18 protein-coding genes are annotated in these 15,676 nt (G+C 61.1%); 7 read left to right on the forward strand and 11 right to left on the reverse strand.

What is annotated here, in order from left to right; all coding sequences use genetic code 11:
* The first annotated feature begins 3 nt into the window (after positions 1-3).
* From argJ to AC0WR5_RS19900, 3 genes are all read left to right on the forward strand, one after another.
* Entirely contained in the window at positions 4-1,233 is a 1,230-nt protein-coding gene (argJ, locus tag AC0WR5_RS19890) for a bifunctional glutamate N-acetyltransferase/amino-acid acetyltransferase ArgJ (protein WP_475865591.1), read from the forward strand.
* On the forward strand, positions 1,230-1,634 hold the full coding sequence (locus tag AC0WR5_RS19895) for a (deoxy)nucleoside triphosphate pyrophosphohydrolase (RefSeq protein ID WP_475865593.1): 405 nt from the start codon (positions 1,230-1,232) through the stop codon (positions 1,632-1,634). Before argJ ends, AC0WR5_RS19895 begins: the two co-directional genes overlap by 4 nt.
* Positions 1,635-1,924: 290 nt before the next feature.
* Positions 1,925-2,065, forward strand: coding sequence for a hypothetical protein (locus AC0WR5_RS19900; protein ID WP_475865595.1), 141 nt, complete (start codon positions 1,925-1,927; stop codon positions 2,063-2,065).
* A gap of 161 nt (positions 2,066-2,226) precedes the next feature.
* Here the strand turns inward: AC0WR5_RS19900 and infB are convergent, their stop codons facing one another.
* The 5 genes from infB to pip all read right to left on the reverse strand — a co-directional run bounded on the left by infB (position 2,227) and on the right by pip (position 8,752).
* Complete coding sequence (gene infB, locus AC0WR5_RS19905) at positions 2,227-4,734, reverse strand: translation initiation factor IF-2 (protein WP_475865596.1); 2,508 nt, start codon at positions 4,732-4,734, stop codon at positions 2,227-2,229.
* Positions 4,735-4,780: 46 nt separating this feature from the next.
* Positions 4,781-5,371, reverse strand: a complete 591-nt coding sequence (locus AC0WR5_RS19910) for an RNA-binding protein (protein WP_475865598.1) — start codon at positions 5,369-5,371, stop codon at positions 4,781-4,783.
* Between the two features lie 23 nt (positions 5,372-5,394).
* Entirely contained in the window at positions 5,395-7,026 is a 1,632-nt protein-coding gene (nusA, locus tag AC0WR5_RS19915) for a transcription termination factor NusA (RefSeq protein WP_475865600.1), read from the reverse strand.
* A 4-nt stretch (positions 7,027-7,030) separates the two neighbouring features.
* A complete protein-coding gene (gene rimP / locus AC0WR5_RS19920) occupies positions 7,031-7,615 on the reverse strand; it encodes a ribosome maturation factor RimP (protein WP_475865601.1) in 585 nt (194 codons plus the stop codon).
* Positions 7,616-7,783: 168 nt separating this feature from the next.
* Positions 7,784-8,752: a prolyl aminopeptidase gene (pip, locus tag AC0WR5_RS19925; RefSeq protein ID WP_475869078.1), complete on the reverse strand. Its 969-nt coding sequence runs from the start codon at positions 8,750-8,752 to the stop codon at positions 7,784-7,786.
* A gap of 68 nt (positions 8,753-8,820) precedes the next feature.
* Here pip and ubiG point away from each other — a divergent pair, with 68 nt between their 5' ends.
* Complete coding sequence (gene ubiG, locus AC0WR5_RS19930) at positions 8,821-9,567, forward strand: bifunctional 2-polyprenyl-6-hydroxyphenol methylase/3-demethylubiquinol 3-O-methyltransferase UbiG (protein ID WP_475865603.1); 747 nt, start codon at positions 8,821-8,823, stop codon at positions 9,565-9,567.
* A gap of 6 nt (positions 9,568-9,573) precedes the next feature.
* Here the strand turns inward: ubiG and AC0WR5_RS19935 are convergent, their stop codons facing one another.
* The 4 genes from AC0WR5_RS19935 to AC0WR5_RS19950 are packed head-to-tail and all read right to left on the reverse strand — an operon-like array spanning position 9,574 to position 11,875.
* Positions 9,574-10,017, reverse strand: coding sequence for a MarR family winged helix-turn-helix transcriptional regulator (locus tag AC0WR5_RS19935; protein ID WP_475865604.1), 444 nt, complete (start codon positions 10,015-10,017; stop codon positions 9,574-9,576).
* Positions 10,014-10,847 (reverse strand): carbon-nitrogen hydrolase family protein, encoded by an 834-nt coding sequence (locus tag AC0WR5_RS19940; protein WP_475865605.1) that lies wholly within the window; start codon positions 10,845-10,847, stop codon positions 10,014-10,016. Before AC0WR5_RS19940 ends, AC0WR5_RS19935 begins: the two co-directional genes overlap by 4 nt.
* Entirely contained in the window at positions 10,844-11,104 is a 261-nt protein-coding gene (gene grxC / locus AC0WR5_RS19945; protein ID WP_475865607.1) for a glutaredoxin 3, read from the reverse strand. The genes AC0WR5_RS19940 and grxC overlap by 4 nt, the downstream gene beginning before the upstream one ends.
* Before the next feature lie 33 nt (positions 11,105-11,137).
* Complete coding sequence (locus AC0WR5_RS19950) at positions 11,138-11,875, reverse strand: ComF family protein (protein ID WP_475865609.1); 738 nt, start codon at positions 11,873-11,875, stop codon at positions 11,138-11,140.
* A gap of 19 nt (positions 11,876-11,894) precedes the next feature.
* Between AC0WR5_RS19950 and AC0WR5_RS19955 the strand changes: the two genes are divergently transcribed.
* Together AC0WR5_RS19955 and hemH are read left to right on the forward strand one after the other, a co-directional pair.
* Positions 11,895-12,722, forward strand: coding sequence for a methyltransferase domain-containing protein (locus AC0WR5_RS19955; RefSeq protein WP_475865610.1), 828 nt, complete (start codon positions 11,895-11,897; stop codon positions 12,720-12,722).
* Positions 12,723-12,805: 83 nt separating this feature from the next.
* Positions 12,806-13,855: a ferrochelatase gene (gene hemH, locus AC0WR5_RS19960; RefSeq protein WP_475865611.1), complete on the forward strand. Its 1,050-nt coding sequence runs from the start codon at positions 12,806-12,808 to the stop codon at positions 13,853-13,855.
* 84 nt (positions 13,856-13,939) lie between these two features.
* On the opposite strand, the gene AC0WR5_RS19965 is transcribed toward hemH, so the two are convergent.
* Positions 13,940-14,119, reverse strand: coding sequence for a hypothetical protein (locus AC0WR5_RS19965; RefSeq protein ID WP_475865612.1), 180 nt, complete (start codon positions 14,117-14,119; stop codon positions 13,940-13,942).
* Between the two features lie 145 nt (positions 14,120-14,264).
* Positions 14,265-14,888, reverse strand: a complete 624-nt coding sequence (locus AC0WR5_RS19970) for a L,D-transpeptidase (protein WP_475865614.1) — start codon at positions 14,886-14,888, stop codon at positions 14,265-14,267.
* A 169-nt stretch (positions 14,889-15,057) separates the two neighbouring features.
* Between AC0WR5_RS19970 and dalA the strand changes: the two genes are divergently transcribed.
* Positions 15,058-15,600: a divisome-associated lipoprotein DalA gene (gene dalA, locus AC0WR5_RS19975; protein ID WP_475865616.1), complete on the forward strand. Its 543-nt coding sequence runs from the start codon at positions 15,058-15,060 to the stop codon at positions 15,598-15,600.
* Positions 15,601-15,676 lie beyond the last annotated feature (76 nt).

The following is a 15,676-nucleotide window of genomic DNA, read 5'->3' on the forward strand; positions in this document are numbered from 1 at the left end:
CCAATGGCGGGCAAGTATCCTACCTCTCCTCTCGCACCGGCTTCCTTTCCGGCGCTTCCTGTCATTGACGGCGTGCGTTTCGCCACCGTCGAGGCCGGGGTCCGATACAAGGGCCGAAGAGACGTGATGCTTGCCGCCCTCGCTCCCGGTTCCACAATGGCCGGGGTCTTTACCCGTTCCGCCACCCGGTCCGCGCCTGTGCTCGATTGCCAGGCAAAGATCGGCCTGGATGGCGAGGGCGCTGCAGCGATCATCGTGAACTCCGGCAACGCCAACGCCTTTACCGGCAAGAACGGCATCGAGGCAACGCGCGCCGTTACCACGGCCGCCGCCGCGGCACTCGGGGTCGAGGAGAGCCGCGTGTTCTCCTCCTCCACCGGCGTGATCGGCGAGCCGCTGCCCCATGACCGTGTGACCGCTAAGCTCAGCGACCTGGTTGAGGCGCTGGACGTCGGCAAGATCGAAGAAGCGGCCCGCGCGATCATGACGACCGATACCTTTCCCAAGGGGGCTTCTGCCGAGGTTACCCTGCCCGGTGGCACGGTCAGGATAGCAGGAATCGCCAAAGGTTCCGGCATGATCGCGCCCGACATGGCGACGATGCTGGTCTACATCTTTACCGATGCAAAGGTCGCACGCCCGGTCCTGCAGGAAATGCTTTCCTCCCTGACCGACGTGACCTTCAACTGCATTACCGTCGACAGTGACACGTCGACCTCGGACACGCTACTCATGGGTGCGACGGGGGCCTCCGGCGTCGTCGTCGAACCAGGCGACACCACCTTTGTCGAGGCCCTCAGGGCTGTGATGATGGATCTGGCGCACCAGGTCGTGAAAGACGGCGAAGGCGCAACCAAATTCGTCGAAATCCGCGTGACCGGTGCTGCATCAGATGCAGACGCCCGGACCCATGCCATGGCGATCGCCAACTCGCCCTTGATCAAGACGGCCATCGCCGGCGAAGATCCCAACTGGGGTCGTGTCGTCATGGCCATCGGCAAGAGTGGCGCAGCCGCTGACCGTGACCTTCTCACCATTCGCTTCGACGATATCCTTGTCGCCGAAAAGGGCTGGGTTTCGCCTGACTACCGCGAAGAGCAGGGCGCGGCGGTTATGAAGCAGCAGGAAATCGTCATCTCCGTCGATTTGGGGCTTGGCGAAGGCCACAGCACCGTCTGGACCTGTGACCTGACGCACGGCTACATCTCGATCAACGCAGACTATCGCTCGTGACAAAGAAAATCGTCCTCGTCTCCGCCGTTGCCCTTGTGGACGTCGATGGCCGCGTGCTTCTGGCACAGCGGCCAGAGGGGAAATCCATGGCAGGCCTCTGGGAGTTTCCCGGAGGCAAGGTAGAGCCTGGCGAAAGCCCGGAAGAAGCGTTGATTCGCGAACTGCATGAAGAGCTGGGCATCCAGACCTGGAGCTCCTGCCTGGCTCCGCTGAGCTTCGCCAGCCACTCATACGATGACTTCCACCTGCTTATGCCGCTCTTTGCCTGCCGTCGCTGGGAGGGCGTGCCCCAGCCACGCGAGGGCCAGGTTCTGAAATGGGTCAGGACAGGTCAGCTGCGCGACTATCCGATGCCGCCGGCGGATATTCCTTTGGTCCCACTGTTGCGCGATTGGCTCTGACCGAATCATCAAGCATCTCGAGCGCCATGAAACTACCGTCGGCCCATCAATGGGTTGCTTTGTGCATTTTGAGGGCACATTTTCATGACTGCTCAACAATTGAACTGCTTTTCGGATGTACGCACCCTATCCAACCAAGAGTTTTCTCGCACCCGCAGCGGAAATTCTGCAGTGCGGCAAGAATTTATGCAGATTTCACAACAATTCCGTAACGTCTGAGTAATTTTTGGATGATTTATTAACAGCCGATCGGATATATTGGGTATGTCTCGAAGGGGAAGGATTTGAAAATGTTGAAGACCATCACGCTCGGCACTTACATCTCCGTTCAGGGCACCTACGTGCGGTCGCTTCCTAACGGCAAAGTTGAAGTCCGCGTCGGCGAAAAACTGTTTGCTGGCCTGCCCGTTTCCCAGGAAGCAGCGGCCTGACATTCAGCCCGGTTACGGAATTTAAAAGAGCAGCTCGGAGAGCTGCTCTTTTACGTTTCAGGCACCGATTTTCATGGAATAACCCCTCATCACGACGGCCCCGAACACGAAAAAAGGCCCGCCAAAGTGGCGGGCCTTTCCTTATCTCATCGACAGGAGGTTCAGAGCTGGCGCTCGACTTCCTCACGTTCAAAGATCTCGATCACGTCACCAGGGCGAATGTCATCGTAGTTCTCGAAGGCCATACCGCATTCCTGGCCGGACTGAACTTCGGCAACTTCGTCCTTGAAGCGCTTCAGGGTCTTCAGCGTGCCTTCGTGGATCACCACATCGTCGCGCAGCAGGCGCACGCCGGCCGACCGACGGGCAACACCCTCCGTGACCAGGCAGCCCGCAACCTTGCCGACATTGGAGACCTTGAAGACCTCCTTGATGTTGGCATAGCCGATGAAGTGCTCCTTGATCTCGGCAGAGAGCAGGCCCGAAGCAGCAGCCTTCACATCGTCTACGAGGTCATAGATCACGCTGTAGTAGCGGATCTCAACACCCTTCTGGTTGGCGGCCTGACGTGCCGGCGCATTCGCCCGCACGTTGAACCCGAACACCGGCGCAGAGGACGCCTCTGCCAAGCCGATGTCGCTCTCGGTGATTGCACCGACACCCGAGTGAAGGACACGCACGCGCACTTCGTCGTTACCGATCTTTTCCATCGCCTGAACGATCGCTTCCGCAGAGCCCTGAACGTCGGCCTTCACGATGATCGGCAGTTCGGTAACATTCTCGTCCGCCTTGGCCTTGGCCATCAGCTGTTCGAGCGTCGTACCGGCGCCTGCGGCCGCGCGTTTTTCCTTGGCAACCTCGTGACGGTACTCGGCAATCTCACGTGCCTGCGCCTCAGTCTCGACAACGTTCAGAACGTCGCCTGCCTCAGGAGTACCATTTAGGCCAAGCACCTCGACGGGAACCGAGGGACCCGCTTCCTTGACGCGCTCACCCTTGTCGTTCACCAGCGCCCGGACCTTACCGTACTGCTCGCCGACGACAAAGATGTCGCCCTGCTTCAGCGTGCCGGTCTGAACCAGAACGGTGGCAACCGGACCACGGCCCACGTCGAGCTGTGCTTCGATCACGGCGCCTTGCGCCGCACGGTTCGGGTTTGCCTTCAGCTCGAGAATCTCCGCCTGTAGCGCGATGGCTTCGAGCAGTTCTTCAAGACCTTGACCGGAAAGGGCAGAGACTTCGACATCCTGGACGTCGCCGGACATCTTCTCGACGACCACTTCATGCTGCAGCAGTTCGGCACGTACCTTGTCGGCATTGGCCGCGGGCTTGTCGATCTTGTTGATCGCAACGATCATCGGCACACCAGCCGCTTTCGCGTGGTTGATGGCCTCGATCGTCTGCGGCATGACCGAGTCGTCCGCGGCAACAACCAGCACCACGATGTCCGTCACCTGCGCGCCACGCGAGCGCATCGAGGTAAAGGCAGCGTGGCCGGGAGTGTCGAGGAACGACAGAACAGCACCGCTGTCCGTCGTGACCTGATAGGCCCCGATGTGCTGAGTGATGCCGCCAGCTTCGCCCGAAACAACCTTGGTGTTGCGGATCGCGTCCAGCAGCGAGGTCTTGCCGTGGTCGACGTGGCCCATGATGGTGATGACCGGCGGGCGCGGCTTGAGATCCTCGGGAGCATCTTCCTCCTGATGGATCACGTCCTCGACGTCGGCATCGGAAACACGCACCACATTGTGGCCGAATTCTTCGATGATCAGCTCGGCGGTGTCGGCGTCGATGGTCTGGTTCTGCGTGACCATCATGCCCATGTTCATCAGCGATTTCACCACGTCCGCCACCCGTTCGGCCATGCGGTTGGCCAGCTCGGAGACGACGATGGTTTCAGGCAGCTGCACATCGCGCACGACCTTTTCACGCTGCACCGGGCCGCCCATTGCCTTCTGGCGGGCGCGCTCCTGCTTGCGCTTCATCGCGGCAAGCGATTTCTGACGACCACCTTCGCCACCGGACAGCGCCTGGTTCAGCGTCAGCTTGCCAGACCGGCGACCATCATCGCGACCCTTGTTGCGGCTGCCGCGGTCATCGCGATCGGTTCGGTCGTTACCGGGCTTGGCGCCACGCGGGCCGGAGGGCGCTTTGGAGGAGGGCGTACGCGAGGCCGTGCCACCATCTTCCTTGGCAGCGGGTTGCGCGGCAGCAGCTGCAGCAGCGCGTTTCGCCGCTTCCTCTTCTTCCTTGCGCTTGCGCTCTTCTTCCTCGGCCTTGGCCTTGGCTTTCTCTTCCGCTTCGCGTTGTTCGCGCTCTTTCTGCTCCGCCTCTTCCCGGCGGCGCTGACGCTCTTCTTCGCGTTCGCGTTCTTCACGTTCACGCTGTTCGGCTTCCTGGGCTTCGCGGGCCTTGGCAGCCTGAACAGCCTTCAGGCGACGCTCCATCTCGGCATCGGTGATGCCGGCGGGCCGCTTGGAGGGATCGCCAAGGGAAGGGTTGCCGCCGCCCGACTTGCCCGCGCCCGGCTTGGGCACGACCACGCGCTTGCGCTTGGTCACCACCTCGACATTCTTGGTGCGCCCGTGGCTAAAGCTCTGCTTCACGTTCCCCGGACGGGACCCGCCACCGCGTACACCCAATGTCTTTTTGCCGTCACTATCGCTCATATGGCTCTATCTTCCTTTCAGGCGGGACCCTCCCGCCTCTGCGTCGTCAGACCCGCAGACCCTTAAGTCTTGCGGCTTCCTCTACAACACGTTTGCTCAAACCGCCAGTTCCTAAGGCGGCGTGTATGACAGTTTCCCTTCCGAAGGCCAAGCCCAGCTCATCCGAGGTGAGCCAGCCAATGAAATGGCCCCCATAGGGGGTAGAGAGTTTTGACTTGCCGCGCCCCGATCCGTCAGAAGCCTGGATCAGGACATCGGCTACGTCCTTGGACAACCAGTCCTTTACCTTTTCGAACCCGGCAACCGCGTCGCCGGACTTGCGTGCCAGCGCGAGCAGATCCGTGACCCGCCGCACCAAAAGGGCATCGACCGTGTCGGCCAGCCCGTCGGGCACGTTCACCTGTGTCCGGGCCGCGCGTGAAAACAGTTTCTTTTTCACCGCCGTCTCGATCGCAACGCGATTCGCCGAAACCCAGATCCCGCGTCCCGGTAGCTTTTCGAGCACATCCGGGACGATGGTTGCATCCGGTCCTACGACGAAACGGACAAGACCGCCTTTCGGCTGCGCCTCTCCCGTGACGATGCATTTCCGCTCCGGGCCGTCGTCCCGGTCATTGTCCTTACCGCCGCGCGTCATCCGGGCGCCTCCGATCCGAGGCCTCAGGCCTCGGTCTCCTCGGCATCACCGTCTCCCTCGGACAGCTCGGCATCTTCGTCGACTTCCGGTTCCAGCTCGGTGGGATCGACCCAGCCCAACAGAACACGAGCCGTCATGACGAGGTGCTGCGCTTCTTCGATGGAAACGTCGAATTTCTCCAGCAGGCCTTCGTCCTTGACGCGCTCACCGTTGACGGTGGTCCAACCACCCGCCAACTCCCAGTCGGCGCAGGTGGCGAAGTCCTCGAGGGTCTTCACGCCATCCTCAGCGAGTGCCTCTACCATCTGGGGTGTCAGGCCATCGAAGTCAATGAGGCTCTCCTCGGCACCCAGTTCGCGGGCGTGCTCGAGCGCAGCCTTGGCCTGGGCCTCCAGGAAGTCGCGGGCACGGGCCTGCAGCTCGCCGGCGGTATCCTCGTCGACACCGTCGATCACCAGGAGTTCGTCGACGTCGACATAGGCGACTTCCTCGAGGTTGGTGAAGCCTTCAGAGACCAGCAGCTGGGCAAAGAACTCGTCCACGTCGAGCGTGTCCATGAACAGCTTGGTGCGTTCCTCGAATTCTTTCTGACGGCGGGCGGATTCCTCCTCCTCCGTCATGATGTCGATGTCCAGACCGGTCAGCTGGGACGCAAGACGTACGTTTTGACCACGGCGACCGATGGCAAGGCTCAGCTGCTCCTCGGGTACCACCACCTCGATACGTTCGGCATCCTCGTCGAGAACCACCTTGGTGACCTCGGCTGGTTGCAGCGCGTTCACCAGGAACGTGGGCATATCTTCCGACCACGGAATGATGTCGATCTTCTCACCCTGCAGCTCGTTCACAACGGCCTGCACGCGCGAACCACGCATACCGACACAGGCGCCGACGGGGTCGATCGAGTTGTCATAGGAGATCACGCCGATCTTGGCACGGGAACCGGGGTCACGGGCAACGGCCTTGATCTCGATGATGCCGTCATAGATTTCCGGCACTTCCATCTTGAACAGTTCGGCCATGAACTCGGGCGCGGTCCGGCTGAGGAAGATCTGCGGACCGCGCGTCTCGCGGCGCACATCCTTGATGTAGCAGCGGATGCGGTCGTTCGGACGATAGCTCTCGCGGCCGATCTTCTCGTTGCGGCGCAGGATGGCTTCGCCGCGGCCCACGTCTACGATGACGTTGCCATATTCCTCGCGCTTGACCACACCGTTGATGATGGTGCCGGCACGATCCTTGAATTCCTCGTACTGGCGGTCACGCTCGGCTTCGCGAACCTTCTGGAGAATAACCTGCTTGGCGGATTGTGCCGCAATGCGGCCCATCTCGACCGGGGGCACCTCCTCGACAAAGGTGTCGCCCACCTTCGGATCGGCCATGTACTGCTTGGCCTGCTGGACGGTCATCTCGGCCTGGTAGTTTTCCAGATCCTCGTCCTCGACGACGGTGCGCACACGGGTAAAGGTGGCGCGGCCGGTCTTTCGGTCGATCTTGACGCGGATGTCCATCTCCGAGCCGTAGCGGCTCTTCGCGGCACGGGCGAGCGACTCTTCCATCGCCTCGACCACGAGGCCCGGGTCGATCATCTTTTCGCGCGCGACGGCCTCGGCGGTCTGCAGCAGCTCAAGCTGGTTGGCAGAAGTAATGGCCATAGTCTCAGTCCTCCTGGGAACCCTGATCGGTCTCGATCTCGTCAAAACTGTCTTCGTTCAGAACGCCCGTGTCCTTCCGGGCCTTCAACATCTGCTTGATCAACTCATCGGTCAGCACCAGCTTGGCATCCGCCAGCCAGTCGAATTGCAGACCGACGGTCACTTCCTCACCCTGATCCTCGATATTGATCAGGACCTCGCTATCCTCGATCCCCGCCAGGACACCCTTGAAACGCTTCCGGCCACCCACGAGCTCCAAGGTCTCGATCTTGGCGTCATAGCCTTCGTAGGTGTCGAAATCCTTCAGCCGGGTCAGTGGCCGGTCGATACCGGGGCTCGAAACTTCGAGATTGTAGTTGTCTGCGATCGGGTCCTCGACATCCAGCACGGCGGATACCGCATTGGAAATCTCGGCGCATTCGTCCACTTCGATGCCGCCGCCGGGGCGTTCGGCCATGATCTGGACGGTCTTGGTGTTCCCCCCGAGCAGCCGGATACGGACGAGCTCGAAACCCAGGTCCTCGATGACGGGGGTGACGATCTCTGCCAGACGGCGGTCGATGGCGGTTTTCGCGATAAGGTCGGTCATGAATGATCCGGGTACAAAAAAACGGGCGCGCGGCCCGTCGATACATCCGGTGGAATGCCTGGCCCCAGAGGTGACCGACACGCCGCTGTTGAGGGGCATATACGCCCGACTTGCCCGAATCGCAAGAGCTAAGGGAAAAATGCGCCTTTCCCCGCTATCGACCTTCGTTCAGCCGGTCGCGATCCGGTTCATGACCCGTACGAGCTCGGCCGATATTCCGGGCTCGGAAAGGGCATGGCCCGCGTCGGCGATCATCCGCAGATCCGACATGGGCCAGCGGCTTGCCAGCTTGTAGGCCATGTGTGGTGGGCAGATCATGTCGTATCGTCCCTGCACGATGTAGCCGGGGATGTGCGCGATACGGTCGATGTCCCGCAGGATCTGGCCTTCGTCGAGCCAGCCGAGATGCGTGAAGTAGTGATTTTCCAGACGGGCGAAGGCTCGCGCGTACTGACCGGGGGGTTCACCACCGTTGCCGCTGCTGGTGATCGACGCCAAGGCATTTTCCCAGGCGGACCATGCCTTGGCATACTTGACCTCTTCGGCCTGCACACCACTGAACAGACGCTTGTGATAGGCACCGATCATGTCGCCGCGCTCATCTTCCGGGATCAACGACGCAAAGCGCTCCCAGGTTTCGGGCCAGAATGCCGCAGCCCCACCGCCGTAAAACCAGTCAAGCTCGGACTGCGTCATCATGAAGACACCGCGCAGCGCAAGATGGCTTGCGCGATCGGGATGGGTCTCCGCGTAGATCAGAGAGAGCGTGGCGCCCCAGCTTCCGCCGAAGACGACCCACTTCTCGATCCCCAGCGTCTCTCGAATCGTTTCGATGTCCCGCACGAGATCCCAGGTGGTATTGTCGGTAACACTGGCATGGGGGCGAGACCTGCCGCAGCCGCGCTGATCGAAGAGGATGATACGATAATGTGCCGGATCGAAATACCGCCGCATGGCCGGCGAACACCCTCCGCCGGGACCCCCGTGCAGGACAATCACGGGCTGCCCCTCGGGATTGCCCGACTGCTCCACGTAGACCGAGTGACCCTGGCCCACCTCGAGCATCCGCTGATCAAAAGGATCGATCGGCGGGTAAAGAACCTGACCTGCGCTCTTATGGCCCGAGTTTCTATCCATCATCATCCCGTATAAAGAGGGGCCCGTAACACATTGGGCAGACGCACCATGACCGCAAGGAGCGCGGAATGCAAACCGACATAAACACGATCGACCCCGCAGAAGTGGCAAAGTTCGAAGCCATGGCCGCCGAATGGTGGGACCCGACCGGCAAATTCAAGCCGCTCCACATGATGAACCCGGTCCGGCTGGATTACATCACCACTCAGATCGCAGCCGAGTATGACCGCGACCTTTCCACGGAAAAACCGTTCGATGGGCTGCGCCTGCTGGATATCGGCTGCGGTGGGGGGCTGCTCTGCGAGCCGATGGCACGCCTGGGGGCCACGGTTGTCGGGGCCGACGCCGCCCCGCGAAACATTCCCGTGGCCCAGCTCCACGCGGAACAGTCCGGCCTCGAAATCGACTATCGCCACACGACGGCCGAGGCCATGGCCGCCGCGGGTGAACAATTCGACGTCGTCCTGAACATGGAAGTGGTGGAACACGTGGCCGATCCGCAGGCCTACCTGACCGCCTGTCACGACCTGCTGAAGCCCGCCGGGCTGCACCTCTGTTCCACGATCAACCGCAACCCCAAGAGCTATGCGATGGCGATCTTCGGAGCCGAAGTGGTCACGCGCTGGCTGCCTCGCGGCACGCACGAGTGGAACAAGTTCATCACACCAGATGAACTCTACGACCTGATCCGGAATGCCGGCATGAATCCAGTCGACCGGAAAGGCTACGTCTTCAATCCCATTTCCTGGCAATGGAAGATCTCGGATCGCGATCTGAGCGTGAACTACGTGACCGCCGCCCTGCGCCCAGAATAAGGCGCTTCAGCGGTCCTCTTCCAGCTTGCCGCGCAGATCGCGGAGAATGGGGAGGGCCGCGCGCACCTTGTCCTCGCCCAGTTCGCTCAGCACACCGCTGATCATCGGCGCGATCGATGTCAGGGCGGTGTCGCGAGCCATGCGGCCGGCCGGGCTGATCGCAACCATCTTGCGGCGCGCATCGTCCCAATCGGGGCGGATATGGATATACCCCGCCCATTCCAGCTTGCTCAGCGTATTGGTCATTGCACCACGGGTCACGTGGAAACTCTGCGCCAGCTGAGCCGGCGTCTTCTCTCCATTTGCCCGGGCCAGATGATTGAGGACGGAGAAATGCGAGATCTCCATCCCCTTGGGCAGGACACGGCTCAAGCGGTTCCGGATCATCTGGTCAGAGGCCAGGATTTCGGAGAAAAGCGCGATGGCAAGCGAGTTCCGGGCGTCACTCATCGGACCAGCGTAAAGTCCCGATCATGCCGCAGCGAAGGCACCCGACCGCGTGCCTTCTCCACCTCTGCGTGATCTATCTCGACATATCCGATGCCTGGCTCCGTTCCCATGTCGAGCAGCACCTCGCCCCAGGGCGCCACGGCAAGCCCGTGACCATGGGTGCGGCGCTCCTTTTCACCCGGCTTCGTGTGCAGGCCGGTTTGCGCCGGGGCCAGGACGTAACATCCCGTTTCGATGGCACGGGCCCGCAGCAGCGGCTCCCAGTGCGCAGCGCCCGTGACAGGCGAAAAGGCGGCCGGACCGGTAAGGATCGTTGCACCGGCATGCGCCAGCGCGCGATGCAGATAGGGAAACCGTACATCGTAACAGATTGTCATGCCAATCTTGCCAAACGATGTTTCGGCAACAACCGCACGTTCTCCAGGGCGATAGCCATCGGATTCACGATAGGTTTCGTGTGCGTCCACATCCACGTCGAACATATGGATCTTGTCGTACCACGAAACAATTTCGCCCTTCGGAGAAATCAGGAAAGAACGGTTGGCGAAACGCCCGTCGGCATCCCCGGTCTTGAGCCCGAGCGACCCGATCAGAATCCAGATCTTGAGCTGCGCCGCCTGCGCCCTGAGAGCAGCAAGCGTCGGATCATCTTTCTGCAAACAGAGCACTTCGTTCTGACGTTTCCGAGAGTTCGACAGACAGTTCGTGACCTCGGGCGTCAGCACGAAACCCGCGCCGTTCGCAGCGGCTTCTGCCACCATGGGCTGAACCATGGCAAGGTTTTCCGCAGGGTCGTCACGAGAGGTGATCTGAAGAAGTGCAGCCTTCATTCGGTTGCCAGCAGGGCATCTAGCTTGCCCGCTCTTTCCAGGTCGTAGAGATCATCACATCCGCCAACGTGAACGCCCCCGATGAAGATCTGGGGCACCGTGTGCCGCCCATGGGCGCGCTGCATCATTTCCCGTTTGCGCTCGGCATCGCGCATCACGTCGATCTCATTGAATTCGGCGCCTTTCTCGGCCAGCAAACGTTTGGCTGCATGGCAAAAGCCGCAGATCGGTGTGGTATAGATATCAATCGGCTGCATGTCCGCCTCCGTAACCGGGTTTCGGCGGATAACCTAGGCGTCTTTCGTCGCGCGCGCCAGTGCAAGCACCGATACCGTTCCCGATCCGGCCATGCGGCACGCCTCGGTTGCGGCAGAAAAGGTCGCACCGGTTGTCAGCACATCGTCGATCAGCAGGACGGGCCGACCTTGCAAGGCTTCCCGGTGCCTTTGGTTCACGCTGATCCGGCCAGAAAGGGCAGCGAACCTCTCTTCGCGGTTCTTTCTGCCCAGCGTTGGTGTGGCATGGCGTCGCTCCAACAGGTCCGGCAGATCCAGCGCCTCAAGCAGCTTCAGTCGCCGCGCAAGCCCCCTCGAGAGAAGCGCGGACTGGTTGTAGCCGCGACTGACGCGCCGCCGCCAATGCAGCGGAATCGGCGCCACGATCATTCCTGGTTCGATCAAGGGTGCCCCCGCCTCGGCCAGCCAATCAGCGGCAGGCTCTGCAATGTCGAGCCTGCTCCCATGTTTCAAGGCCAGAACCAGCTGCCGTCCCATCCCATCGTAGACCATGGCCGAGCGGCCCATCTGCCAGGGCGGCGGGTTGGCGATACAATCGTCGCAGCGCGCCACCTCGCCCTCGCGTCCGCCGGGAAGGGGAGCACCGCAACAATCGCAGACCAGCCCGGTGATAAAGGGCGTATCGCGCCAGCAGGCGCCGCAGAGCCCGAAGTCGCTCTCGACCAGCCCGCCACAGCCCAGGCAGCGCGGAGGATAGACCAGCCGTAATGCCGTTTGAACTGCCTTGCCCAAGGTCCTATCTAATCGAGCCATGACACATCCGATCCTCACCGACCTTTCGGCCCTCGCCCGCAACAGGGCTCGCGCCACTTCAGATGGCCTTTTCCTGCACGACCTCGTTGCCGAAGACCTGCAGGATCGGATCAGCTTCGTTAACAGACAGTTTACAGCTCCGGTTCTGATCACGCCATTTCCCGAGCATTGGCGAGGTCTGGCCGACGGATTTCCCGGGACACCGCATTTTGTCGCCCCCGGAGACGTACTGGCTCTTGAACCCGGGACTGCGGACCTGGTGATCCACGTCTTCGACCTGCACTGGCGCAACGATCCCGTCGGGCAATTGATCCAATGCCGCCGCGCGCTGCAACCGGATGGCCTCTTCCTGGGTGTGCTGTTTGGCGGCCAGACCTTGGCGGAGCTCCGAGCCTGCCTGGGCCAGGCGGAAATAGAGGTGACCGGCGGCCTGTCTCCTAGGATCGCGCCCATGGCCGAGGTCAGGGACCTTGGCGCTCTGCTACAGCGTGCGGGCTTTGCGCTGCCGGTTGCCGACAGCGATCCTACGCCGGTCTCCTTCAGCAGCCCGCTTCGCCTTTTCCATGATCTCCGTGCCATGGGAGAGGCAAACGCACTCAATGACCGGCTGAGGCACCCGACCAGGCGCAAGGTCCTCCTGCGGGCGATGGAACTGTACCAGCAGACCCATGGGGATATGGAGGGCCGCGTGCCAGCGACCTTCGAACTGATCACCCTGACGGGCTGGGCACCGCACGAATCGCAGCAGCAACCGCTGCGGCCCGGTTCGGCCACGGCCTCGCTTGCCGATGCGCTAAATGCGGCTGAAAAGCCGCTAAAATCCTAGAAATTTTGCGCCCTATCGGCGCAACAGACGTATACGAACCACCCATGCCTGACGGCAACCAGCGAACACCGAAGGATTGAGAGATGACCGACGCGATCTGCCCCGCTCACGCCCCCGCGGACCATCCGGCGCTGCCACGCGAAAAGGTGGGAATTCTGCTGGCAAACCTCGGCACCCCCGATGGCACAGACTATCGCTCCATGCGCCGTTACTTGTCCGAATTCCTCTCGGACAAGCGGGTCATCGACTACCCGAGCTGGAAGTGGCAGCCGATCCTGCAGGGCATCGTCCTTTCGGTTCGCCCCCAGAAATCCGGCGCGGCCTACAAGACGATCTGGAACAACGAGGCCGATGAAAGCCCGTTGATGACGATTACCAGGCAACAGACCGTCAAGATGGAAGCCGCGCTCAAGGCCCGCTATGGCGAAAGCGTGATGATCGATTTCTGCATGCGTTACGGCAATCCCTCGACCCGATCCAAGGTTCGCAAGATGGTCGAATCCGGCTGCACCAAGATCCTCTTCTGCCCGCTCTACCCGCAGTACGCAGGCGCCACCACAGCGACCGCAAACGATCAGTTCTTCCGCGCCCTGATGGAGGAGAGGTGGCAGCCGGCATCGCGCACCCTGCCCCCGTATTTCGACGACCCCGCCTATACGGATGCCTTGGCGCAGTCAGTCGAGCGGGCCTACGATGCCCTCGATGAAAAGCCAGATATCCTCATCTGCTCGTATCACGGACTGCCGCACCGCTACCTGACTGAGGGCGACCCCTACCATTGTCAGTGCCAGAAAACGACGCGCCTGTTGAAGGAACGCCTCGGCTGGTCCGACGACCGAATCATGACGACATTCCAATCGAAATTCGGTCCGGAAGAGTGGCTGCAGCCCTATACCGTCGAGGAGGTTGCCCGGCAGGCACAGGCCGGAAACAAGAAGATCGCCGTGATTGCCCCTGCGTTTTCCGCCGATTGCATCGAAACTCTGGAGGAAATCCGCGAGGAAATCCGCGAGAGCTTCGAACACGCGGGCGGCGAACGCTTTACCTACATTCCCTGCCTCAATGACGACGATGCCCATATCGCGGCTCTCGCCGGGCGGATCGAGGCGAACCTGGCTGGCTGGCTTGACTGAGCCAGCCACACCCACAACAGGCAGAAACAGAAAAGGCGGTGGATTGCTCCACCGCCTTTCCCGAAATCCGAGACATCGACGAGATTAGTCGGCGACGACTGCTGCGATAACTGCCAGAGCGATCAGCGGCAGAACGATGCCGGTGGACGAGCTGCTGGTTTCTTCAACGATGACCGGAGCTTCGATCACGGGCTCGGCGTAGGAGCCGGCGGAAGCTGCGGTTGCGGTTGCGGCCAGAACGGCGGCGAGAGCGAGTTTCTTCATTTTATCCTCCAGATAATAGCCTACCGTTCGAACAGCATACGAACGGCAAGCGCCCAAGACTTACCTCGTGATTCCGTCATAGTCGGGCTGCCGGTCCAAAAGCAATTGCAAGATAGGCCACCATCTTTGAGCGAAGGAAATGTCGTCAAATAAGCAACACTTGGGTGCCGACCTGGGCCAGGTCGTACAACTCTAGGATGTGCTCATTGTAGAGGCCGATGCACCCGTTGGACGACCTACGGCCGATCTTGCGGGTGTCGTGAGTGCCGTGGATCCGGTAGTAGGTCCAGCCAAGGTAAAGCGCACGCACGCCCAGCGGGTTCATGGGATCTCCACCTTCGACAACCGCCGGCCATTCCGGATTCCGCTCAATCATGGAGGGGGTCGGACGCCAGGTCGGGTTCTCGACCTTCTGAATTACCGACGTGCGCCCACGACGGGTCAGATCTTCGGTCAAGGGCACCGATGTCGGGTAGAGCTTGTAGACGCTCTGATCCTCGGACCAGAAGTGCAGCGCCCGCGAATCGATGTCCACGAGGATTGCACCCTTGTTGGTGTTGTCGAAGTACGGCTGCCAGTCGAGGGCACGGAACGACGAGATGTTGCGACGAACCGTTTCGGTCGGATCGCGCTCGACCTCGGTCGAATTCTCAAAGGGTGCCGAATAGCTTGCGGATTCGGTCTGTGCCAGCGCAGGGGTGGCCAGCAGTGCGGCGCCGCCTGCCAGAAAGGCACGCCGGGTCTTGCGGTAGTCAGGAGGGGTCGTCATTCTCATCTCCGTGTCGATCACATCGGATTTACCTATCAAGTCTATGGCGTGAAAGCCTCAGTCGCAATTCAAACAAGTGTTAATGAACCGAATCACATTGATGTGCGTTTGAAAACGATCTGTTCCCGGGATATTCGGGGAGACAAGCACTCAAACCTGCGGGACTCGTATGCGTTTAACAATTCTCATCACATCTGCTCTCATCGCGCTCTCGGGCTGCGCCTCGACGATGGGGTCGCAACCGCCGACGCTCGGAGCAGACGGCAAACCCTTGCCGAAGCTGTACAGAATTCCGCGCAACGCCGATAGTACGATTCCCTACGAGGTTCTCGACTCGGTGAACACCCTGCGCGCCGCGTCGGGGGCTGCACCTGTTCAGCTGAACTCTCAGCTGACGGCAGCTGCCGCAACGCATTCCCGTGACATGGCAAACCAGAATCGACCATGGCACTTCGGGTCTGACGGCTCCTCTCCTATCGATCGGGTGGCGCGGGTCGGATACCCCGGACATCTCATCGGAGAGAATATTTCCGAGACATACGAGACCGAGATGGAGACGCTCTCGGCCTGGATGGATCAGGACGACACGCGACGCGTGATCCTCGACCCGCGCGCGACAGATATGGGGTTTGCTTGGTACCAAGACAACCTCGGCAAGATCTGGTGGACCATGGTATTGGGCTCAACCAGCATGACTTCCCCCGCGAGCTGACCCCAACCGAACCGTTTGGAAAAGAGAAAAGGCGGCCATTGGGCCGCCTTTTTCATGTTCGGCTCCGTGACCGGAG

It is taken from the genome of Pseudooceanicola sp. DL12, from assembly GCF_056270665.1.

What these genes read in the sequence shown, in the direction of transcription:
- AC0WR5_RS19955 (WP_475865610.1), top strand. Translation starts at nt 11,895, where the DNA reads ATGACACATCCGATCCTCACCGACCTTTCGGCCCTCGCCCGCAACAGG.
- argJ (WP_475865591.1), top strand. Translation starts at nt 4, where the DNA reads ATGGCGGGCAAGTATCCTACCTCTCCTCTCGCACCGGCTTCCTTTCCG.
- AC0WR5_RS19900 (WP_475865595.1), top strand. Translation starts at nt 1,925, where the DNA reads ATGTTGAAGACCATCACGCTCGGCACTTACATCTCCGTTCAGGGCACC.
- AC0WR5_RS19940 (WP_475865605.1), bottom strand. Translation starts at nt 10,847, where the DNA reads ATGAAGGCTGCACTTCTTCAGATCACCTCTCGTGACGACCCTGCGGAA.
- nusA (WP_475865600.1), bottom strand. Translation starts at nt 7,026, where the DNA reads ATGGCCATTACTTCTGCCAACCAGCTTGAGCTGCTGCAGACCGCCGAG.
- dalA (WP_475865616.1), top strand. Translation starts at nt 15,058, where the DNA reads ATGCGTTTAACAATTCTCATCACATCTGCTCTCATCGCGCTCTCGGGC.
- infB (WP_475865596.1), bottom strand. Translation starts at nt 4,734, where the DNA reads ATGAGCGATAGTGACGGCAAAAAGACATTGGGTGTACGCGGTGGCGGG.
- hemH (WP_475865611.1), top strand. Translation starts at nt 12,806, where the DNA reads ATGACCGACGCGATCTGCCCCGCTCACGCCCCCGCGGACCATCCGGCG.
- AC0WR5_RS19910 (WP_475865598.1), bottom strand. Translation starts at nt 5,371, where the DNA reads ATGACGCGCGGCGGTAAGGACAATGACCGGGACGACGGCCCGGAGCGG.
- AC0WR5_RS19935 (WP_475865604.1), bottom strand. Translation starts at nt 10,017, where the DNA reads ATGAGTGACGCCCGGAACTCGCTTGCCATCGCGCTTTTCTCCGAAATC.
- pip (WP_475869078.1), bottom strand. Translation starts at nt 8,752, where the DNA reads ATGGATAGAAACTCGGGCCATAAGAGCGCAGGTCAGGTTCTTTACCCG.
- grxC (WP_475865607.1), bottom strand. Translation starts at nt 11,104, where the DNA reads ATGCAGCCGATTGATATCTATACCACACCGATCTGCGGCTTTTGCCAT.
- ubiG (WP_475865603.1), top strand. Translation starts at nt 8,821, where the DNA reads ATGCAAACCGACATAAACACGATCGACCCCGCAGAAGTGGCAAAGTTC.
- AC0WR5_RS19970 (WP_475865614.1), bottom strand. Translation starts at nt 14,888, where the DNA reads ATGACGACCCCTCCTGACTACCGCAAGACCCGGCGTGCCTTTCTGGCA.
- rimP (WP_475865601.1), bottom strand. Translation starts at nt 7,615, where the DNA reads ATGACCGACCTTATCGCGAAAACCGCCATCGACCGCCGTCTGGCAGAG.
- AC0WR5_RS19965 (WP_475865612.1), bottom strand. Translation starts at nt 14,119, where the DNA reads ATGAAGAAACTCGCTCTCGCCGCCGTTCTGGCCGCAACCGCAACCGCA.